At 52.6% G+C, this 18,777-nt stretch carries 12 protein-coding genes; 8 read left to right on the top strand and 4 right to left on the bottom strand.

What is annotated here, in order from left to right:
- Nucleotides 1–547: 547 nt before the first annotated feature.
- The 8 genes from BFQ03_RS23180 to BFQ03_RS23145 all read left to right on the top strand — a co-directional run bounded on the left by BFQ03_RS23180 (nt 548) and on the right by BFQ03_RS23145 (nt 14,285).
- On the top strand, nt 548–4,798 hold the full coding sequence (locus BFQ03_RS23180; RefSeq protein WP_083204904.1) for an autotransporter domain-containing protein: 4,251 nt from the start codon (nt 548–550) through the stop codon (nt 4,796–4,798).
- A gap of 1,382 nt (nt 4,799–6,180) precedes the next feature.
- Nucleotides 6,181–7,110 (top strand): hypothetical protein, encoded by a 930-nt coding sequence (locus BFQ03_RS23175; protein WP_065944133.1) that lies wholly within the window; start codon nt 6,181–6,183, stop codon nt 7,108–7,110.
- Entirely contained in the window at nt 7,107–8,390 is a 1,284-nt protein-coding gene (locus BFQ03_RS29315; RefSeq protein WP_083204902.1) for an ATP-grasp domain-containing protein, read from the top strand. The genes BFQ03_RS23175 and BFQ03_RS29315 overlap by 4 nt, the downstream gene beginning before the upstream one ends.
- A complete protein-coding gene (asnB, locus tag BFQ03_RS29310; RefSeq protein ID WP_083204901.1) occupies nt 8,299–9,954 on the top strand; it encodes an asparagine synthase (glutamine-hydrolyzing) in 1,656 nt (551 codons plus the stop codon). The genes BFQ03_RS29315 and asnB overlap by 92 nt, the downstream gene beginning before the upstream one ends.
- A gap of 224 nt (nt 9,955–10,178) precedes the next feature.
- Nucleotides 10,179–10,634 (top strand): nuclear transport factor 2 family protein, encoded by a 456-nt coding sequence (locus tag BFQ03_RS23160; protein WP_065944130.1) that lies wholly within the window; start codon nt 10,179–10,181, stop codon nt 10,632–10,634.
- Between the two features lie 369 nt (nt 10,635–11,003).
- A complete protein-coding gene (locus BFQ03_RS23155; RefSeq protein ID WP_164365965.1) occupies nt 11,004–12,284 on the top strand; it encodes an MFS transporter in 1,281 nt (426 codons plus the stop codon).
- Between the two features lie 111 nt (nt 12,285–12,395).
- Nucleotides 12,396–13,661, top strand: a complete 1,266-nt coding sequence (locus tag BFQ03_RS23150) for an OprD family porin (RefSeq protein ID WP_065944128.1) — start codon at nt 12,396–12,398, stop codon at nt 13,659–13,661.
- A gap of 87 nt (nt 13,662–13,748) precedes the next feature.
- Nucleotides 13,749–14,285, top strand: coding sequence for a nitroreductase family protein (locus tag BFQ03_RS23145; RefSeq protein ID WP_239695275.1), 537 nt, complete (start codon nt 13,749–13,751; stop codon nt 14,283–14,285).
- Here the strand turns inward: BFQ03_RS23145 and BFQ03_RS23140 are convergent.
- The 4 genes from BFQ03_RS23140 to BFQ03_RS23125 all read right to left on the bottom strand — a co-directional run bounded on the left by BFQ03_RS23140 (nt 14,282) and on the right by BFQ03_RS23125 (nt 18,776).
- Nucleotides 14,282–15,049 carry an SDR family NAD(P)-dependent oxidoreductase gene (locus BFQ03_RS23140; RefSeq protein WP_065944127.1) on the bottom strand — a complete coding sequence of 256 codons (768 nt, stop codon included), beginning with the start codon at nt 15,047–15,049 and terminating at the stop codon, nt 14,282–14,284. The genes BFQ03_RS23145 and BFQ03_RS23140 overlap by 4 nt on opposite strands.
- The gene (locus BFQ03_RS23135; RefSeq protein WP_065944126.1) at nt 15,046–16,665 is read right to left on the bottom strand and encodes an FAD-dependent monooxygenase; all 1,620 of its coding nucleotides are present in this window, start codon (nt 16,663–16,665) and stop codon (nt 15,046–15,048) included. The genes BFQ03_RS23140 and BFQ03_RS23135 overlap by 4 nt, the downstream gene beginning before the upstream one ends.
- A 66-nt stretch (nt 16,666–16,731) precedes the next feature.
- On the bottom strand, nt 16,732–17,838 hold the full coding sequence (locus tag BFQ03_RS23130; protein ID WP_065944125.1) for a carbon-nitrogen hydrolase family protein: 1,107 nt from the start codon (nt 17,836–17,838) through the stop codon (nt 16,732–16,734).
- Nucleotides 17,839–17,900: 62 nt separating this feature from the next.
- A complete protein-coding gene (locus tag BFQ03_RS23125; protein WP_065944124.1) occupies nt 17,901–18,776 on the bottom strand; it encodes an amidohydrolase family protein in 876 nt (291 codons plus the stop codon).
- Between the last annotated feature and the right edge of the window lies 1 nt (nt 18,777).

Raw genomic sequence — 18,777 nt, 5'->3', positions numbered from 1 at the left:
CGGGAGAGCAGCTCACCTTTGAGGTCTGCAGCGTTAGAAGTAAAACGAAGATTAAGGTCATCTACTCTTGGTGCTGCCACCGGCTACTTTGGATGATGTGCGCCTTACCTACCAATAAAAGCGTTTCAAACTGCCAAAGTCTGAGAAGCTAGCTTGATGGTCATACCTATCCTGATGCCCGATGATGATTGGCGTCGTCTCGTTATGTAGTTTGGCGAGTTCGACGGACAGTAAAATGCCACGAGCAATCCGGCGTGTCGCTCTGCGTTTCTGAGCGTGCGGCTAAAAACTAACCTGCACTTTAATTACTCTGCAAATGCTGAGTATTGCTATGGCTAACATAAATATTTATAAAGAGAAATTTGAAATTATTGCAATTAAAAATTAATCAATCGGAAATTTCCTAAAAGAATAATAAATTTAAAATTTAACTGGGCGGTGCCTGAAAAGTGTTTTTTGGGTGTTTTCGATAGTTCAGTAACAAAACCGAAAAGAAAAAACTGCATAACGGTATCTTCCAACTAAGCCAAATGACTCAGGAAGAATCATGCCGTCAACAATCAAAATTTCAGATGTGCGCCTACTTGGCCAATACACTGCTTTGAAATATGTATTTTTTGTCTGGTTGGCTTCACCAGTATCTGCATTAGCCGACATTGATATCGACACCGCTAACGGGCTGATTGACTCCAAAAGAACGGCCTGGTTCAAAGAACTGCAAAGCCATGTCATCACTCGCTACCCACAACCAGGGTCAGAAGCGGCAAACCTTGACCGACTAGGGTCTATCGCCTACGCGCAGGACAGCGGCGACAGATATCGGCTCGCCATCAGCGATGCATCCCAGAAATCTGTCTATAAGAGGGCGATCATGACGCAGTCAGCGCTAGGCTCCCTCACCCCTGAAAAAACACCCGGCGCGCCGCTGGATCTCTCAACCTTCGATTCATACAGTCACTTGGTAGAACTATACAACCGGGCAAGCTACTCATATGACGCTAATGAAAAAAAAGAACGAACTGCAGATTTCATATTAAAAGACCAGTTCCTTCGTGGTCGACCCAAGGACGTGCTTGAGAACTCACAATACATAAAAAATTACCAGTCCATAAAAGGTTCATCCTTCCCCAGCGGCCATACGTGGGATGGCTATGAAACGGCCATGGGCATGAGCCTGGTATTTCCAGAGCGTGGCAGTGAAATCATTTCCCGCGCCTTGCAGTACGGCGAAAGCCGGGTCGTATTGCGGGCGCACTTTCCCACCGACACCATCGCGTCCCGTATCGGTAACTATTATTACCTGTCCAAAATGCTGGAAGACGACACGCTGGCAACGACTTTCTTTGAGCTGAGCAAGGATATTCGCAAACAGGTAGACGCATCGAAACTGTGCTCGGGCACCTTGCGCAACTGCCTTGAGGCTCAAGACTCGCCCTTGACCGATACCCAAGCCAAAGAAAACTACAGCCTCGGTTACTACAATCAAATGCTCGCGCGTGACGCCGTTGTGCTCGCGCCTGAGCATATCCCGCAACAGGCCGGCGCCTTGCTGCGTTTTCGCTTCCCCTATTTGAAATCACCCGAATGGCGGCAGATTCTGGCCAGCACGGCTTATCCCAGCAATTCGCTTGCGGGCTGGACCTTCGATGCCAACAACCCGAATGCCAATTGGGGGCTGATCAACCTGCCTCGGGCTTTTGGCGGCCCCACCTATTTCTATGAAAACTTCACGGTCAACCAAAACCCGGATTCGGATCTGGACCTGGCCGGTTTTTCTCAGGTCGATACCTGGAAGGAAAATATTGGCGGCCCTGGCGGTTTGATCAAAGAGGGCAGTGGAACGCTCATTCTCACGGGCAATAACACCTTTGGTGGTGGCATCGATCTGAACCAGGGCACCTTGCAAATTGGTAACGGCGGTACGCAAGGCTCAGTGCTGGGCAATATCAACAACAAGGGCACGCTGACCTTTAACCGCAGCGATGACGTGGTTTTTGGCGGCGACATCAGCGGTTACGGCAACATCATAAAAGACGGGGCAGGGACCCTCGAACTCACGGGCAGTAACCGTTCCATGGGTTACACCTATATCGACAAGGGTGTACTGAAGGTCAATGGCACGCTGAACCATGCATTGGTTTACGTCGAGTCCGGCGGCCAATTGCAGGGCAGCGGCGAAATCGGTCAGGTTGTCGTCAAGGAAGGCGGGGTGCTCGCGCCCGGCAATTCGATCGGAACGCTACGTATCACTCAAGATCTGGTCTTCAGGCCCGAGTCGGTCTACCACGTCGAGGTCGATGCCACTGGGCGTGCAGACAAGCTGGATGTGGCCGGGCCTGTTGACCTGCAAGGTGGCCGGGTCGATGTCCAGGCGCAGTCCGGTGATTATCGTCCTAGTACCACCCTGGCCATTATCCAGGCGCAAAAAGGTATCAAGGGTCAATTTGCCAGCGTCACCTCCAACCTGGCGTTCCTCACGCCCAGCCTCGCTTACGAACCCAACCAGGTAAACCTGAACCTGTTGCGCAATGATATTCGCCCCGCAGAGTTGCTGCAAAACGAGAACGAAAAAGCCCTGGCCACGCAATTGCTCACCACGATACCGGCCGGCCCGGCGGCAACGTTGCCAGGCGATGGCTTGGCGGCCACCGACGTACAGCCTTCCCCGGTGACCTCTGAACCCTCTGTTCCAACAACCTCCGAACCTGTTGTTGTTACTGTGCCTGACGCACCCCAGCCTGTTTACACTCAACCCCTTCCAACCCAGCCCGTTGCACCGAGTTCCTCTCTTGCTGCCATTGCTCAAGCGATCACGCCACCGGTGCCGAGCATCACAACGAGCGACGAGCTCCCCGTACTCTTTGGTAGCGACGAGGATAAAGTCTTTGGCGGCAGCCTCAGTGGCAACGCCAATCTGATTAAAACCGGTGCAGGTCAGCTCAGGTTGACGGGCGTCAGCGATATGGCCGGGCGCATCGATATCAACAAAGGCACGCTGAGCGCCAATGGCACATTGAGCAACGCGATGCTTTACGTCGAATCCGGTGCTCAGTTGCAAGGTATCGGCGAAGTCGGCGCAGTCACCGTCAAGAAGGGCGGGATCATCGCCCCGGGCAACTCGATCGGCACCTTGCGTGTTGCCCAAGACCTGACCTTCAACCCCGAGTCGATTTACCGGGTGGAGGTCGATGCGGCTGGGCGTACCGACAAACTGGAAGTGGCCGGGCGCGCGGATCTGCAAGGTGGTCTGGTGGACGTCCAGGCACAAGCCGGCGATTACAGGCCCAACACCACGCTGGCCATTATCCAGGCGCAGAAAGGCGTCAGTGGTCAATTTGCCCAAGTGACCTCCAACCTGGCGTTTCTCACGCCCAGCCTTGCTTACGAACCCAACCAGGTAAACCTGAACCTGTTGCGCAATGATATTCGCCCCGCAGAGTTGCTCAAGAACGAGAACGAAAAAGCCCTGGCCACGCAGTTGCTCACCACGATACCGGCCGGTCCGGCGGCAACGTTGCCAGGCAAAGGCTCGGCGGCCAACGACGTACAGCCTTCCCCGGTGACCTCTGAACCCTCTGTTCCAACAACCTCCGAACCTGTTGTTGTTACTTTGTCTGATACATCCCAGCCTGTTATCACTCAATACGAAGAGCCGGTCATCCCACCGCTCGCGACATTGCCAGTCGCTGGCACGGCATCGTCAACTATAACCACACCAGAGCCGGCCCCATCCGCTGCCCTGTTGGACGCAGCTCCCACACCGAACGCTGCGCCGACCCCGTCTCTTACCTGGGCCCAGAAAGAAAACGATGCCTTGATCGGACTCTCCAGGGAAGAGTTCAAGAACATCATGAAACCCATGACGGGCGAGCTGCATGCTTCACTCAAGAATGCGCTGCTGCAAGACTCAAGCTACGTGCGCAACGCCACGCTCAATCGTCTCTACGAGACAGAGCACAACCCACGTGCCCTTGGCGTCTGGGGGTATGCCTTCGATTCCAGAGGGACACAAAACCGGGAGGGCGATGCCGCCAAACTCAATCGTTCGATTCAAGGCGTCATCGGAGGGTTTGATCGACAGGACGAAGAAAGCGGCTTGAAAGCCGGTCTTGCCGCCAGCTATCAAAACAGTTCCGCCTCGCTGTCCACGCAGAGTGCTTCGGCCGACGTCGAAACCTACAGCCTTGCTGCCTATGCGAGCAAACAGTTCGACAGTCTCACCCTGCGCCTCGGCGCGGCCTATGCCTGGCATGAGATCGACAGCAAGCGCGATGTAGCCCACAAGAATGGCTCCACGCGACTCAAAGGCAATTATGACGGCAGCACCCGCCAGGCCTTTGCCGAGCTATCCCACAACATTCACTTCAACACAGTGACGCTGGAACCCTTTATCGGGCTCAACTACGTCCACGTTGAAACCAAAGCATTTTCAGAGAAGGAAAACCTCTTCGCCCTCAGTGGCAAAAAAAGCCGCATGGACGTGACCTCGGCCCGACTCGGTGCGCGCGTGAACGCTGTTCATCCTCTGGCCAATGGCATGGCCGTGCGTCTGAACGGTAGCGCCGGGCTGCAACACGCATTCACGGAGAAAACCACCGACACTCGTTTGAAGTTGCAGTCCCAAGGAGACTTCGTGAATATTTCCGGCTTGCCCGTGCAGCAGGACACGGCCCAGTTGGCGTTCAGCGCTACGTTGGATTTGACGCCGGCCTTTTCCATTGGGTTGAGGTACACAGGCGAAATAGGCCAGCGCTTTCACGACCAGAGCACCTCCGCCATGGCTTCATGGACGTTCTAGGAGCAATCAGAATGCCCCTGCGGTTAGCTAATGACCGCAGGATTGATGAAGCGATCGGCGGCAGCCCAGGCATATCGCTTCCGGGCGTGCGCCTGTCTCGCCGGCTAGCGTGATTCGATTAAGTGAGTTATTTGCTTTGTGGCTTATCAAGCAGGGAGGGTGGTAATGCTAATAAAAAATTTGAAGCGTTCCGCGCGTGGTTCACGCCCAAACGGCGGCTGCGAGCAGGCAATACCTTGCTTGTCATCACGGCAGTCGGACCGTCTTTCTATCCGGGTGATTACTGGACTTGGTTGTTGGGTCCTAGGGTCATACTTCTCTCCAGCACATGGAATCCAGACGCTCACGATAAGTGTTGAGAACTCAGCCCGGTTGGCGCCGTTTTCTCTGGCGTTGATTGAAATGATGTTCGTCGACACGCAGGCTGAACGTCGAGCGGCTGTAACCGCCGTAAGCGCCGCCGCACCAAGTGAAGCTACTGGCGGGACTGAACAGTCGGCCGGCGGTGTTTTTGCGCAGACCTCAGAGTGCATAGGCTAGTAGGCTTGTCTTCGGAAATTTCCTACAGGCGCGTAAGCGGACGCTTATTAGTCTCCTACCAGAACTGGGCAGTACCACTCTTAGCGCTGTGATTACCGAGCTGCGATTTACCGGTACGTGTAAGAGTGAAAGTGATCGCTTATGCCCACGTTAGCTCAGATACGGCCATGGGCGACTGGTTGTTCGCTGGGTCGCTACGCAGCCCCAACGTGCGGCAGCGCTCCGCGCATACCGCGTGATTTAATGATACCGGTTGCTCAGAGATCTTTCGCTTGGTAAGAGCGTGTCTTGGTCAGTGCCAGAAACGGATGAATACGCCATGCTGAATTGCGGTTTGTGGATATCCGTACTACAGCGGCAGGGTCAAAATTAGCGTGTCCCGAGTGAACGCTACTCATAAGGGGTGAAGTTCCATCATCTCGCTGAGCCTTCATGGGCGGCGAAATGGCAAAAATGCCGAGATGTGTAAGAGCGAGACCAAAAAATATAGTTTAAGGTTTTATCTGTTTTTCAATAAAAAGTTGGCAGCAGAGTAAGTCAGAAAAAATGGCAATTTCAAAGATAACAAAAGGAGCCTCTATAATGTTACCTGCCATTCCGCTTGCTTCTGCTTCACTATTATCAATAGCTTGGACAATGATCTTTGCTCATTGTACCTTGTCGAGTTTTATCCAATATATCTTAATGGTGTCGCGCGGCAAACAATAATTCGATTCGTCGGCTCCTACTTTTTTTTGGGGGGGGCTCCATACCCAACGGCTGAATACTCAAGCGAGATTTTTTCGAAACTTAAAGTGTTTGACTTTACGTAATTATTCAGCATATTAGTAGAGTAAATATGAATGACACGCATCAAGTTTTTTAACGGCGAGTCCCTAGGGTTGCTGTTAGTGCTCTCGTACGTCATATTGTCATCTACCAAAGATATAATTTTGGAGCGGCTTCTCAGTATTTCCAATCCGGCCGATTACCTGGTTATAGTTTTTGGCATTGCAGTCGTTATTTATTGGCTAGTTGGTAAGGTTGCGTCGGACGCAAAATCTGCGCGCTTTTCATCGCGAGTAATTCTGCCGGAAATGCTGGCATTAAACGTAGTAACGCTGGGGAATTGGTTTGGACTGTATTATTCATTGAAATACCTATCTGCTCCTGCAGTTTCTGTGCTCTATGCAGGCGTCATTCCTGTAGCGACTCTGATCATCAACGGTGTCATTAGAAACATTGCTGCGCCACGGCGTGAAATTGTTTGTGCGGTTGGATTGTTTTTAACTTCATCTTATTGGTTTTTAGAAAGTTTGTCGGTAGTGATCTATCAACATACGGTCCTGGGGCTGACATTCTTGGTGGGGTCCGCGTGCACAATCGCCTCAACTACTGTTCTCTCAAAAAAACTGTCTGAGTTACAGGTGCCAACCGCCGTAGTGATGGCGCACAGATTTTATCTATTACTAATCGTCGCCTTTATACTTGCGTCCCCTCTTTCCTCCATAATGCGCGTGCTTTTTGACAATGTTTTTATCGTACTTTTTGTGGCTGTGGGTGGAACGGTGGTCAGTTTATGGGCTTTGCAAAAAGGCATTGAGAAGACAGACCCCATGACCACTAACCTTGTGATTTCCGCTGGCCCTGTTATTACGTTGGCTATGTATCCTATTCTCTCGGGAGGAGGCAATCTATCAATTAGCACTTACTTTGCAGCAGCGGCCGTTACCCTGATATCCATGACCAGTGCTTTCTATAAAACACGGTCCAACACGACGATCAAAACATGAATAATTCTTTGTCCGACTCAAATACATTCGAAATAAACAGTTGGCTGGTGGTGGACGGTTACTCAAGTGGGGCACTCTATGCCGGCCTCCTGAGAAAAAAAGGTTATAATGTTTATCATTTGTCATCCACGGAGCGAAGCGAAAAAACAGATCGTTTGACGAGCACGTTTGTAGCTGAGGATTATGATTGCACCTTTTATTATAATGGTGATATTGGTCATACTCTCAACCAAATATCTTCCATCAAAGGTCTGAGCCATATCGTGGCTGGATGCGAGACGGGTGTTGCGCTAGCGGACACCATCAGTTCAGCATTGGGCTTGGCTGGGAATGGTTGTGAGCTCAGCACCGCACGGCGTAATAAATTGCTGATGGCTCAAGTCCTTTTGGCAAAAGGGGTCCGGGCGGCTAAATCATTCGAAGTGTCATGTGTCGATGAATTAGTAAGTGTAGAGAAAAACTTGGGATATCCGTTAGTGGTCAAACCGCTCTCAAGCGCTGCCTCTGACGATGTGTATATTTGCCATTCCGCCGACGAGGCACGAATGGCGTTGAATCGGATTCTTGGAAAAAACAACGCGCTAGGGATTTTTAATTCCACCGCATTGGTGCAGCAACTCTTGCGTGGTATCCAATACGTGGTAAATACTGCCAGTTCTGGCGGTCAACACCACATAGTCGAAATATGGAAAGATTACAGATTTGATAAAGGTTCAGCTTATATTTATGACCGTGAGGAACTCCAGCCTCGACTGGCCCATGACTCAAAAATAGTCGACTACTGTGAAGAAGTACTGGATGCCCTTAATATCACCCATGGCCCGGCACACATTGAATTAATGGTTGACCAAGGCATCCCCACTTTAATTGAGCTTGGTACCCGTCCCGCCGGCGGCATCCAGCACGATGTTATGACCGATGCTCAAGGCTTTTCGCATGTCGATGCCACAATCAGCGTACTGGCAGGGGATGGGGAGTGGATAACGAGTAATCACCAGTCTCCTACAAAAGCTGTCTACGCTGTTGCGCTGGTTAGTGACGTTGACGGTTATCTCAAAGGGTATAAAAATTTTGACGTTATAAAAGGGTTGGCATCATTCAAATCTCTGACTGGATTGCCCGATGTTGGTGCCAAACTAAGAATTACCCGAGACATTGCATCGCAACCCGGACTGCTGATGCTTTCAAATGATGATCCCGACCAAATACGTGCTGATTACGAAAATTTCCGAATACTTGAAATGCGCGGGCTGTTTGTTATTTCCAACATGGAGAAGTGATGATATGTGCGGTATATTTTTATCGGTGACGCTCAACAGTAACATAGCAATGGCTTATGCTAATTTTCAAAATTTGAGACACCGAGGGCCTGACTCCAGCTCCTTCCAAAGTATCCCCTTTCCCTTGGTCCCTGAATTTTCAGTTGCTTATGGCTTCCATCGTCTTGCCATTAACGACCGCTCCTACAAAGGTAGTCAACCATTTTACTTCGATGATGGATCATTTGTAATTTGCAATGGTGAAATATACAATCATGTTTTCCTGAAAGAAATGTTTCTTGCTGATGCCTCATTTGTATCAGGCTCCGATTGTGAGGTTATTTTACCTTTGTATAAAAAGCTAGGTGTTGATTTCGTAAATCATTTGGAGGGCGAGTTTGCGCTGGTGATTTTTGATGCAAGTACATCCCAAGTCATTGCAGCCAGGGATAGCGTGGGAGTACGCCCGCTATACGTCTCAATGCATGAGTCGATGCAAGGAATCACCATATCTTCAGAGCTTAAAGGTATAACGCAAGGAGAAGCTCGTCACTTCCCACCAGGGCAGGTGACCTCTTGGTCTATCACTCAGGTAGAGTCTCGTACATTTACCAACAAGTCGACCCACTTGCTGCCTAAAAGTGTACTCAGTATTGAGGCGTCTGCCGAAGCGCTGAGAATAGTAGTTGAACAATCCGTTGTTTCACGGCTGCATGCTGATGTTAATATTGGATGTTTTTTATCCGGCGGAATTGATTCGAGTGCAGTGGCCGCGCTGGCTGCAAAGTATTACGGACAACCCATCTCTACCTTTACATTGCGGATTGAAGGATTGCCCAACGAGGATGCCATCTACGCCAGAAAGGTTGCTTCACATATCGGTTCTGTTCACCATGAAATTGTTACTGATTTAGATGAGGTGTTTTCACTCATTGATGAGGTCATTCTAATTTCCGAGACATTCAATTTTGAAATGTTGCCCAACCTGATACTCGTTTATCTGGTCGCTCGGTATGTACGACAGAATACCGACATCAAAGTACTACTCGATGGTACAGGGCCCGATGAAATGCTTGGTGGCTATTGGTTTTTTCGAGATGCTCCAACCATTGCCGACTTTGAGTCAGAAACTGTAAAACAGCTTGCCGAGATGCACAGGACCGAATTGCTCGGAGACCGGGTAGTTTCTCACTTTGGGTTAGAAATGCGTTATCCGTATCTGGACTCCCGAGTGACAAGTCTTCTAAACCAAGTACCGCCTGAACAGAAATTCGTGCAAGTTTATGGTTTCGAAAAACGTATTCTTCGACTAGCGATGGAAAATCTCTTACCTGCTGAGGTTGTCTGGCGCAAAAAACTAGGCATGACGCATGGTGCTGGTGAAAATTTTGAAAATATATTTGACAAAGAAATTCGTCGACGCCTCGGTACAAAAGAGAGTCAAGAATCACATGCGCGAATTTTAGGGATTGAGGAGTACTATAAGGACGTATTTTATAGAAACTACCCCAAAGGTCAGAGTGTTGAGTGCAATGTAACCGCATTGCCATGGCGAGCGAATGATCCCATTGCTATTTGGCGATAAAAAATTCTTGTTTAATTTGAAAGGCTTTACGGTAGCGATTTGCCCACTTTGAAATGCGCTCAGACTGTCGTCTCTGAGTTCGAAATTTATTATTCGTTCTGGTGATGATCTCAGCGCAGATACCAGATTCAATTGAACTGTATTTCGTATGACAAAATGCTCGGTCGGCTGAAGAGATTCTGCCGTGTATGAGCGTGAACTCCTCTCTGGATGGAATAATTTTTATGAAAAAGTATATTGCTTTTTTAACGCTGGCTTTTCTATTTGCCGGCCATGCTCAAGCGGATTACACTCAACAGGAACAGCAGAACAAACGTAATGTGCTTGAATTTTTTGAACAGGGACTGAACCAGAAAAACTTTGATAAAGCAGCACTCTATCTTGGCGAGCGATACGTCGAACACAACCCAAGTGGTGAAGATGGGCCTGAAGGTTTCCGGAAGTTTGTGTCTTTCCTCAAGCAACATTTTCCAGATTCCAAGAGCGAGGTAAAACAGGTTTTTGTCGATGGAGACATTGTTATTTTACACGTCAAAAATACTGGCCGTGGCGAGGGCGTGACGCTGGCAATTATCGAAATCTTCCGGCTGGAAAACGGAAAAATTGTCGAACATTGGGATGCTATCCAAACGGTTCCTGAAAAGGCTGCTAATGCTAATGGCATGTTTCCAGGCGACTAGCCACGCTCGTGAAACTTGACACAACCCTAAGCCATGCAGCGAAAGTACATAGGGGCCGCTAGGTTTATGCCCGCGCCAATGGCTGCTCTCGGAAATTTCCTACAGAAAGCCGTTTCTCTTTTATATATTTCTAGCGCTATTGGCTTGTATTCATCTCTCTGACATGAATACGTTACCACTGTATGCCCACGTTATGAGGAACCAGGTTCGACTCCCGAAAAGTGTCGAGGACCGCTGCGTTGCTGAACGTAACTGACTGGTTGCCTACCTCATTTACTCATGGTTCGCTGAACTGAGGTCGCAAGCGCCGGCCAGCGTCGTTGGAATTTTAATCTTTCTAATTATAAGAGAAGTGTTTCGATGACCATTATGCCTCCGATCACCGAGCAACCCGCACGCCCCCTGACTCGCAATGACTACAAAACGTTATCACTCTCTGCTCTGGGCGGTGCGCTGGAATTTTATGACTTTATTATTTTTGTATTTTTCGCCGCCGTAGTTGGCCAACTATTCTTCCCGCCCGACATGCCCGAATGGCTGCGCCTAGTGCAGACCTTCGGCATATTTTCTGCTGGTTATCTTGCGCGACCGCTGGGCGGTATCGTCATGGCGCATTTTGGCGACCTGTTGGGGCGCAAAAAGATGTTCACCTTGAGCATCTTCATGATGGCCGTACCAACATTGATCATGGGCTTGTTGCCGACCTATGCGCAAATTGGTATTTGGGCGCCAATGTTGTTGTTGCTCATGCGGGTGATTCAGGGCGCGGCGATTGGTGGTGAAGTTCCGGGGGCCTGGGTTTTCGTGTCCGAACACGTGCCGCAACGACACATGGGTTACGCCTGCGGCACGCTGACCAGCGGCCTGACCGCCGGTATTCTGCTCGGTTCGCTGGTTGCGACGCTAATCCACAGCGTCTTTACCCCAATCGAAGTGTCCGATTACGCTTGGAGAATCCCGTTCTTGCTTGGCGGTGTTTTCGGTTTGTTCGCGGTCTATCTTCGCCGCTGGTTGCATGAAACCCCGGTGTTCGCCGAGCTGCAATTGCGCAAAGCCTTGGCCGAAGAAATGCCATTGCGTACGGTGCTACGAGAGCATCGCGGGGCGATTGCAATCTCCATGCTGCTGACCTGGCTACTGTCGGCCGCCATTATTGTGGTCATCCTGATGACCCCGACCACGCTGCAAACTATTTACCTTTTCCCAGCGACCACTGCATTGCAAGCCAATAGCCTGGCGATTGTATTTCTCTGCTTCGGTTGCGTGGCCTCCGGTGCGCTGGCGGATCGCTTAGGCGCCGGGAGAGTATTTGTATTCGGCAGCGCTGCGCTGCTGATCGTTACCTGGACCTTCTATCACTGCCTCTTCGACCACCCCGACTGGTTGTTCCCGCTGTACGCACTGGCCGGCTTGTTTGTAGGCACCATTGGTGCGGTGCCGTTCGTGATGGTCAAAGCCTTTCCAGCGGCAGTCCGTTTCAGCGGGCTGTCATTTTCCTACAACTTGGCCTATGCGATCTTCGGCGGACTCACTCCAATAGCCGTAACCCTACTGCTCAAGGCAAGTCCCATGGGGCCTGCCTACTACATGGCGATTATTTGCCTCATAGGCATCGTGATAGGCAGCTATCTCTGGAAGAGAGGCCTTTGATGTGAGGGTAGGAAAGTGTCGTGACGAGTTTTCAAGCTAGGTGATGCTTATGAGTAATCAGAAAAGTAAGAACAACAACACTAATAAAAATACTCACAGGACTAACTATCCATGCTTTGCAACTTTAAATTCATGGTTTATATCCTCTATTGGGGCTCTGCGTTAGGCATTGCTGAATCTGCGACTGCTGCATTTTTGGACGACAGCAAGGCCAGTCTTGATATGCGCAATTTTTACATGAACCGAGACTTCCGGCACGTCGGCGCCGGGCAGAATAAAGCAGAGGAGTGGGCCCACGGATTCATTCTGCGCTTCGAGTCCGGTTACACTGCGGGGCCGCTGGGGGTCGGTATTGATGCCGTGGGCCTTCTGGGTGTGAAACTGGACTCCAGTCCTGATCGAGCCGGTACTGGTCTGCTTAAGAATGCTAGCGAGGCGTCAGCACGCGCTAAAGATGAGTACGGTGAATCTGGCCTGACAGCAAAACTTCGCGCGTCAAAAAGCACTTTCAAGATTGGCACCCTTCAACCAGTTCTGCCACCCTTGATGCGTAACGACGGTCGCTTGTTACCGCAAACTTTTCGTGGTGCATGGCTCAATAGCAACGAGATCGATAATCTGAGTCTTGATCTTGGTCGCATAGATCGAGTCAATCAGCGCAACTCCTCAAACAATGAGGAACTGACGGTATTCAATGGAGGCAAGCGTAACATTACGCTAGGCCAGGCCAAAAGCAGCAACGAGCTTCTGTTCGGGGGTGGCCGCTACCAATGGCGTCCGGAATGGGTCACCAGTTACTACTATGGCGGCCTGGACGGCATCTATAAACAACACCTGTTAAACATGGTTTACCACTTGCCGCTGGGGGAGGGACGGAACCTCAAATCCGATCTGCGGTTCGTCCGCTCCAGCGACGACGGCGGTAGCAATGTGGATAACGATGCCATGGGTGCGTTATTCACTTATAAGTCGGGGGGGCATAACCTCGGCGCTGGTTATCAGCATCTGAGTGGCAGCACCGGATTTGCCTACATAAACGGTGCAGATAATGCGCTGATTAATTTACTGCAAATCAATGATTTCGGTAATCAGAATGAGCGCTCGTGGCAAGTGCGTTATGACTATGACTTTTTTGTGCTGGGTGTACCCGGCCTAAGCCTGATGACCCGTTACGTGTCAGGTGACAACGTCGATCGTGGCCCGGGCTTGAGTGAAGGTAAGACCTGGGAGCGAAATACCGACCTGAGTTATGTCATTCAGAGTGGTCCGCTCAAGGACTTCGGGCTCAAGATTCGCAACGCCAGTACGCGCAGCAACTTTCTCAGTGACATAGATGAGAATCGCTTGATACTTAGTTATAACTTGGCTTTATGGTAGAACGATGACGTTCTCGCCGTTTAGTGTTGTGCCGAGTTCTGGTATTTCACTTTATACCCAAGTGAATACTCAGATGGTCCATGCTGAGTGTGCTATCCGCTCCCTGTCAGTGGCCAGAAATTAGTAGAGCTTTCTCAGGTGCTTCACGCGAAAAACACGGCTGGCGAATTCACCCCGGATTTTTCGTTTGATATGGACGCCTTCTACGGCACCTATGGCGATCGCAAGAACGCACAGGGTAAAGCCTATTATGAGGCGATGAACATCATGCGCGAAGACGAGGAGGGACGCCGTCAGGCAACAGCCTTGAATTTCTCCTTTTTCAACGCGCCCCAGGCTGTTTTTCTATTCATGCCGGTTTTTGGCGACAGTGTGCGAACAGCAGGTGATGTGGGTATGTACGCGCAGACCTTCCTCCTGTCGCTTGCTGCCCGAGGGTTAGGGGGGATTCCACAAACCTCGCTTGGTTTCTTCGCGCAGACGATCAGAGAGGTCCTGGGTATTTCCGAAGAAATGAAAATGCTCTTTGGAATGTCGTTTGGTTACCCGGATGCGAATGCTCCAGGCAACCGAACGCAGGTCGACCGTGTGCCCATAGCCGAAAGCGTTACCTTTCATTCCTAAGCAGTCGTATTTTTCTGATGGGGTTGAGGTTGAAGCTGTGATCGAGGGATCAGACGCCGCTCGATCACATTGCCCGATATCGTCAACGCCGCCTCCGAGAGCAGATGCATCAGGGTAGGCACCACTTCTTGTGGCGAGGAAATGCCAAGCGAGCGTTCATACATGGCCAGTTCTTCCTCACTGGCAGAGTTCAGGAATACCGGTGTGGCAACCAGGCCCGGTGACACTGCATTGATGCGCACACCATGCTCGCGCAGCTCGTGTGCGGCGCTTTTGACCAGGCCAATGATGCCGGCCTTCGTCGTAGCATAGGCGCTCGCTCCCGGCCAGCCGTTGCTGGCAAGGCCTGAGGTAAAGGCGATGATGGAGCCGGACTGCTGTTGTTTCATCACCGGAAACACCGCACGCAGGAAATAGAAGATGCCGGAAAGATTCACGTCCAGATGGCGTTGCCACTCGGCATCCGACAGCGCCTCGATGGTGGTCCGGGTCTGGATCGCGCTGGTCAGCACCACCCCGTCCAGACGCCCGGTGCGTGCAACGATAGCCTCCACCGTCGTTTGTACAGCTTGGGCATTTGCGATATCCAGTACGTGCACCGACAATCCATCGGCACGTAACGGTTGCAGGCCCTTTTCGTCAATGTCCACGGCCTCCACCGTGGTCCCCGCATCACGGCAGGCCAAAGCGGTGGCTCGTCCGATCCCGGAGGCGGCGCCTGCGACGATGATGGTATGGCCTCTGAAGTCGTAGTTGACCTTCATACCTGTTGTCCTTCTGTGGCGATGTCAGGTGACATACCCGTGATCGACGTATAGAGCGACGCGGCAAGGTGCAGGCCTTGCGCATTATCGAGCGCAACGATGGCAGCGATATGCTCATCGGGACGCACCAGCACCAGGGTGTCGGATGAAATGCCGAGCCTTTCCAGAAAGGCGTTTCCCGGGTCGAGCAGGCTGCGGTTGCGCAGCCCGGAGTCGTGGGGCGCGTCATAGCGGGACACGGCAAAGTGCTGCAGCACCGCCGAGCCGTTTTCCGGAACGACAGGACGGCGCCGCACGTCGCTGAAGTACAACGCAGTGAACCGGCCGGAACACAGGTCATGAACCCGTACTTGCTTACCGTCGGGGGTATGCACCAGATAGTCCGGCAGCCGGTCGCCGGGGCCTACGGCAGGGCGGGTGGAGCGGGTCACCATCGACCATTCATTGGTCCCGGCCACGTCCAGTTTTACGCCGAGCATCGTGCGGGTGTAGGCATTGCTCCAGTTATTGTCCGACATGGCTACCCGCGCATCGCCGCGCATGGACATTGAATAGCGTGCTGCTTCCGCCATTTCGCCCGAGCCATGGATAGCGAGGGGGCGTTGTTCCCGCTCATAGCCGTCGAGGATCTGTTCGCTCGCCCAGCCCTTTAAGAACCACGCCAGCCGCCAAGGCAGGTTGGAGGCATCCAGTGCGCCCGTATTGAGCCCCAAGGCCCACATGGGAGTAATGAGGTGAGCGGCATCACCCATCAGAAACACTCGCCCGTTTCGCCAGCGCGTCGCGACACGATGATGTACGCGATACGTCACCCGGTTAAGCACCTTGACGTTGCTCACCTGGCCGATAAACGACAACGATTTGTCACGCAGCTCGTCCTCGCTCGGTTCTTCCACGCCTTCGGCCAGCGGGTAGAGAAACCGCCAGCAGTGCGGGTGGCGGACCAGGATCATCCATTCCTCGGGGTCGGCGAAATAGGCCAGGTAAGGATAGTTGCGCGGGTTTTCCAGGTCGAGGTCGACCACCAGGTCGATCAGGGCATATTTGACCGGCAGCGAGGTACCTTCCACGGCGATGCCCAGCCGCTCACGGACTGTGCTGCGGCCACCATCGCAGGCCAGGACGAATGCGGCCTGCTCCTCAATGATGCCATCCGGCGTCTGTATGCGCAGGCGGACACTGTCCTGGTCCTGCTCAAAGTCGAGCAGTTTATGCTGCATTTTGATCTGGATCAGACCGGTGCGCCCGAGCGCCGCGCCCAGAATCGGTTCCAGATCCTGTTGCGGCAAATTGATCACGAACGGGTAACGGGTTTCCAGGGACAGCGCATCGAGGAGTACAGGGAATGTCGACTTTTGGGTGCGCTTGTCGATCTCACCGATTTCATCGACCCGCAGGGCTTGGCGCAATACATCGTCGGCAACACCGTAGCGTCGGAAAACCTCGAGTGTGCGGGTCAGCAGGGTGCCTGCCTTGGTGTCCGACGATAAGGTTGCGTCATCTTCGTAGATGACGCAGGGAATACCGTAGTACGCCAGGCCGAGTGCTGTGGTCAGGCCAATTGGGCCCGCCCCGATGATGGCGACGGGCAGTGGGTGGGGGAGCGCTGTTTGCATTTTATAGTCCTTTTACGCGAGGGCTTTAGAGCGTGCCTGAAGGGGTGCAGCGCTTGAAAAGTGCCCTCAAGAATCAGCAACGACTGCCTCTTCGATAGCGGCGACACTCACCTCATGTCGGTCGGCAATGCGGTTCAGCTCTCCAGGTGAAATGGACTCGAGCGCCCGCTTCGACCACAGATTTGAACCGGGGCTGAGGCGTGGATGCACATTCAAGGTGAAGATGTCCGACCGCGAATAGTGGCCGACGGTATCGATCACAGCCTTGGCCACCTTGATGAAACGCGCCTCGCAAACGGCGTAGACAATGGTGTCGCCAGGTGTGGGCGGTGTCACGGGAACGCCCACTGGCGCAAAGATTGCGCTCCCACCCTGGGCATAATCGATGTTCAGGCTGTCGCGCAGCGCGAAGTCGTCAGGAAAGTCGTTTTGTGTGATGTAGCCGCAAGAGCCCAGCACAAAAGCGCCTGATTCGGAGGCGTGGTTGCTGCAACTGGCGTACCCCCAGAAACTGCGGGCCTCGGCATCGAACTCTTCGAGCTTGGGCCCGGTGTGCAACGTGAATGCTCCCGGAAAGACCGACACGTGGAAGTCTTCGCCTTGGGAGATGAGGTGGGCACGGGCCAGTGTCATCAGGTTTTCGCCGCAGATCAGGCCACTGATGCGACCGTAGTCCGTCTCGAGGCAAAGCAGGTCACTGCCATCGCCACGGCCCCAGATGGTGCGCTCGGCGAAGGTCGGCATGATCTTGCGGTGCCGTCCGAGTATCTGGCCGTGGTTATCGATGTACAGCAGGCTGTTGTAGGTGGTGTGTATAGCCGGGTGAGCATCCATTTCATTGCAGCCGATCACCACGACCGCATTCGCGCGGGCGGCGGCGGCGCACAGTTGGGCGCATTCCTCATCATTGATGATCAAGGCGTTATCGAAGAACTTGGCCCGTACATCCGCCCAGTCCTCCAGACGTGACTCCCAGCCTTCACCCCAGTAAGGGTAACCGGCAATCCAGGCTTCGCTGAATACGATGATCTGGGCGCCCTGGCTTGCGGCCTCGGCAATCTTCAGGCACGCCTTGTCGATGGTGCGATCACGATCGAGGAAGACCGGAGCGGTCTGAACGATGGCGACTTTTACTTGAGCATGACCATTCAGTACTTTTTTTGTAGGTTTCATCAGACATTACTCACTTTCACGGTTTTAGAGTCGGGATACGAAACATACTTGCGCTGCACCGCTCAGGTGTCGGCCAACCCCATCGGGAACGGCCAGTCCGAGCCATACATCACGTGTTGCTGCCCAAAGACTTGGCCTGCAAGCGTCAACAGGCCGGGATGGTGGGCAATATTGTCGACATAAAAGCGCTTGGCACTCTGCAGTGGCCGTTCGATTGCCGTATCGACTCCAGGGCGTTGAGTATCGAAGCCTCGTTCCATGCGTCCGACCAGGGAGGGGAGGGTGCCCCCCGCATGGGCCAGGCAGAAGCGTATGTCCGGATAGCGTGCGGGTACGCCCGCCATCATCAGGTGCGCGGCGGCGACGCCGGTTTCCATTGGGTTGCCGATCAGGTTCTCAAGGTAAAACGCTGTGAGACGTGGGTCCTGGCAACAGCCTGGATGCAGAAAGACGAACGCTTTGCAGTCATCGAGCCATTGCCACAGCACGTCATACTCTTTGCGCGAGTAAACGATCTCGGCATGGCCGCCGGCTGCCAGGGCAATACCCTCGAAACCGCCTGTTTCATAGCCTTCGCACAACGTATTCAGTAGGTCCGGGTGTTCAAGGGGCAGGTAGTAAAGCGCTCCCAACCGGCCCTCGCTGCGTTCGGTAATCTTCAGCAATTCGTCATTCAGATAGCGCGTCCAGACGAGCGCCTGGTCCCTAGGCAGGTGCTGGCGATACAGGGGCGGTGGAATCGATACGAGCGCCCGGCTTATCTGATGATTGTCCATGCGCGCGATCAACCGTTCGGCATGAAACAGGTCACGTATGCCGATGCGGTGACCATCGAGGGTCAAGGCTTCGCTGTCCGGGTCCCAGGTCACGCCCGGGATCGCCTCGAGCGCCTGTGCATTGATGGGGGCAAGGTGTGTGTGAACGTCGAGTTCGATCATC

It is taken from the genome of Pseudomonas sp. 25 R 14 (assembly GCF_900004755.1).
GTDB lineage: Bacteria > Pseudomonadota > Gammaproteobacteria > Pseudomonadales > Pseudomonadaceae > Aquipseudomonas > Aquipseudomonas brenneri.
Note: the sequence above shows the minus strand (reverse complement) of the source record. Positions and strands in the feature narration are given on the sequence as shown.

Coding starts and splice junctions, on each gene's coding strand:
- BFQ03_RS23180 (WP_083204904.1), top strand. CDS start 548: ATGCCGTCAACAATCAAAATTTCAGATGTGCGCCTACTTGGCCAATAC.
- BFQ03_RS23175 (WP_065944133.1), top strand. CDS start 6,181: ATGACACGCATCAAGTTTTTTAACGGCGAGTCCCTAGGGTTGCTGTTA.
- BFQ03_RS29315 (WP_083204902.1), top strand. CDS start 7,107: ATGAATAATTCTTTGTCCGACTCAAATACATTCGAAATAAACAGTTGG.
- asnB (WP_083204901.1), top strand. CDS start 8,299: ATGATGATCCCGACCAAATACGTGCTGATTACGAAAATTTCCGAATAC.
- BFQ03_RS23160 (WP_065944130.1), top strand. CDS start 10,179: ATGAAAAAGTATATTGCTTTTTTAACGCTGGCTTTTCTATTTGCCGGC.
- BFQ03_RS23155 (WP_164365965.1), top strand. CDS start 11,004: ATGCCTCCGATCACCGAGCAACCCGCACGCCCCCTGACTCGCAATGAC.
- BFQ03_RS23150 (WP_065944128.1), top strand. CDS start 12,396: ATGCTTTGCAACTTTAAATTCATGGTTTATATCCTCTATTGGGGCTCT.
- BFQ03_RS23140 (WP_065944127.1), bottom strand. CDS start 15,049: ATGAAGGTCAACTACGACTTCAGAGGCCATACCATCATCGTCGCAGGC.
- BFQ03_RS23135 (WP_065944126.1), bottom strand. CDS start 16,665: ATGCAAACAGCGCTCCCCCACCCACTGCCCGTCGCCATCATCGGGGCG.
- BFQ03_RS23130 (WP_065944125.1), bottom strand. CDS start 17,838: ATGAAACCTACAAAAAAAGTACTGAATGGTCATGCTCAAGTAAAAGTC.
- BFQ03_RS23125 (WP_065944124.1), bottom strand. CDS start 18,776: ATGATCGAACTCGACGTTCACACACACCTTGCCCCCATCAATGCACAG.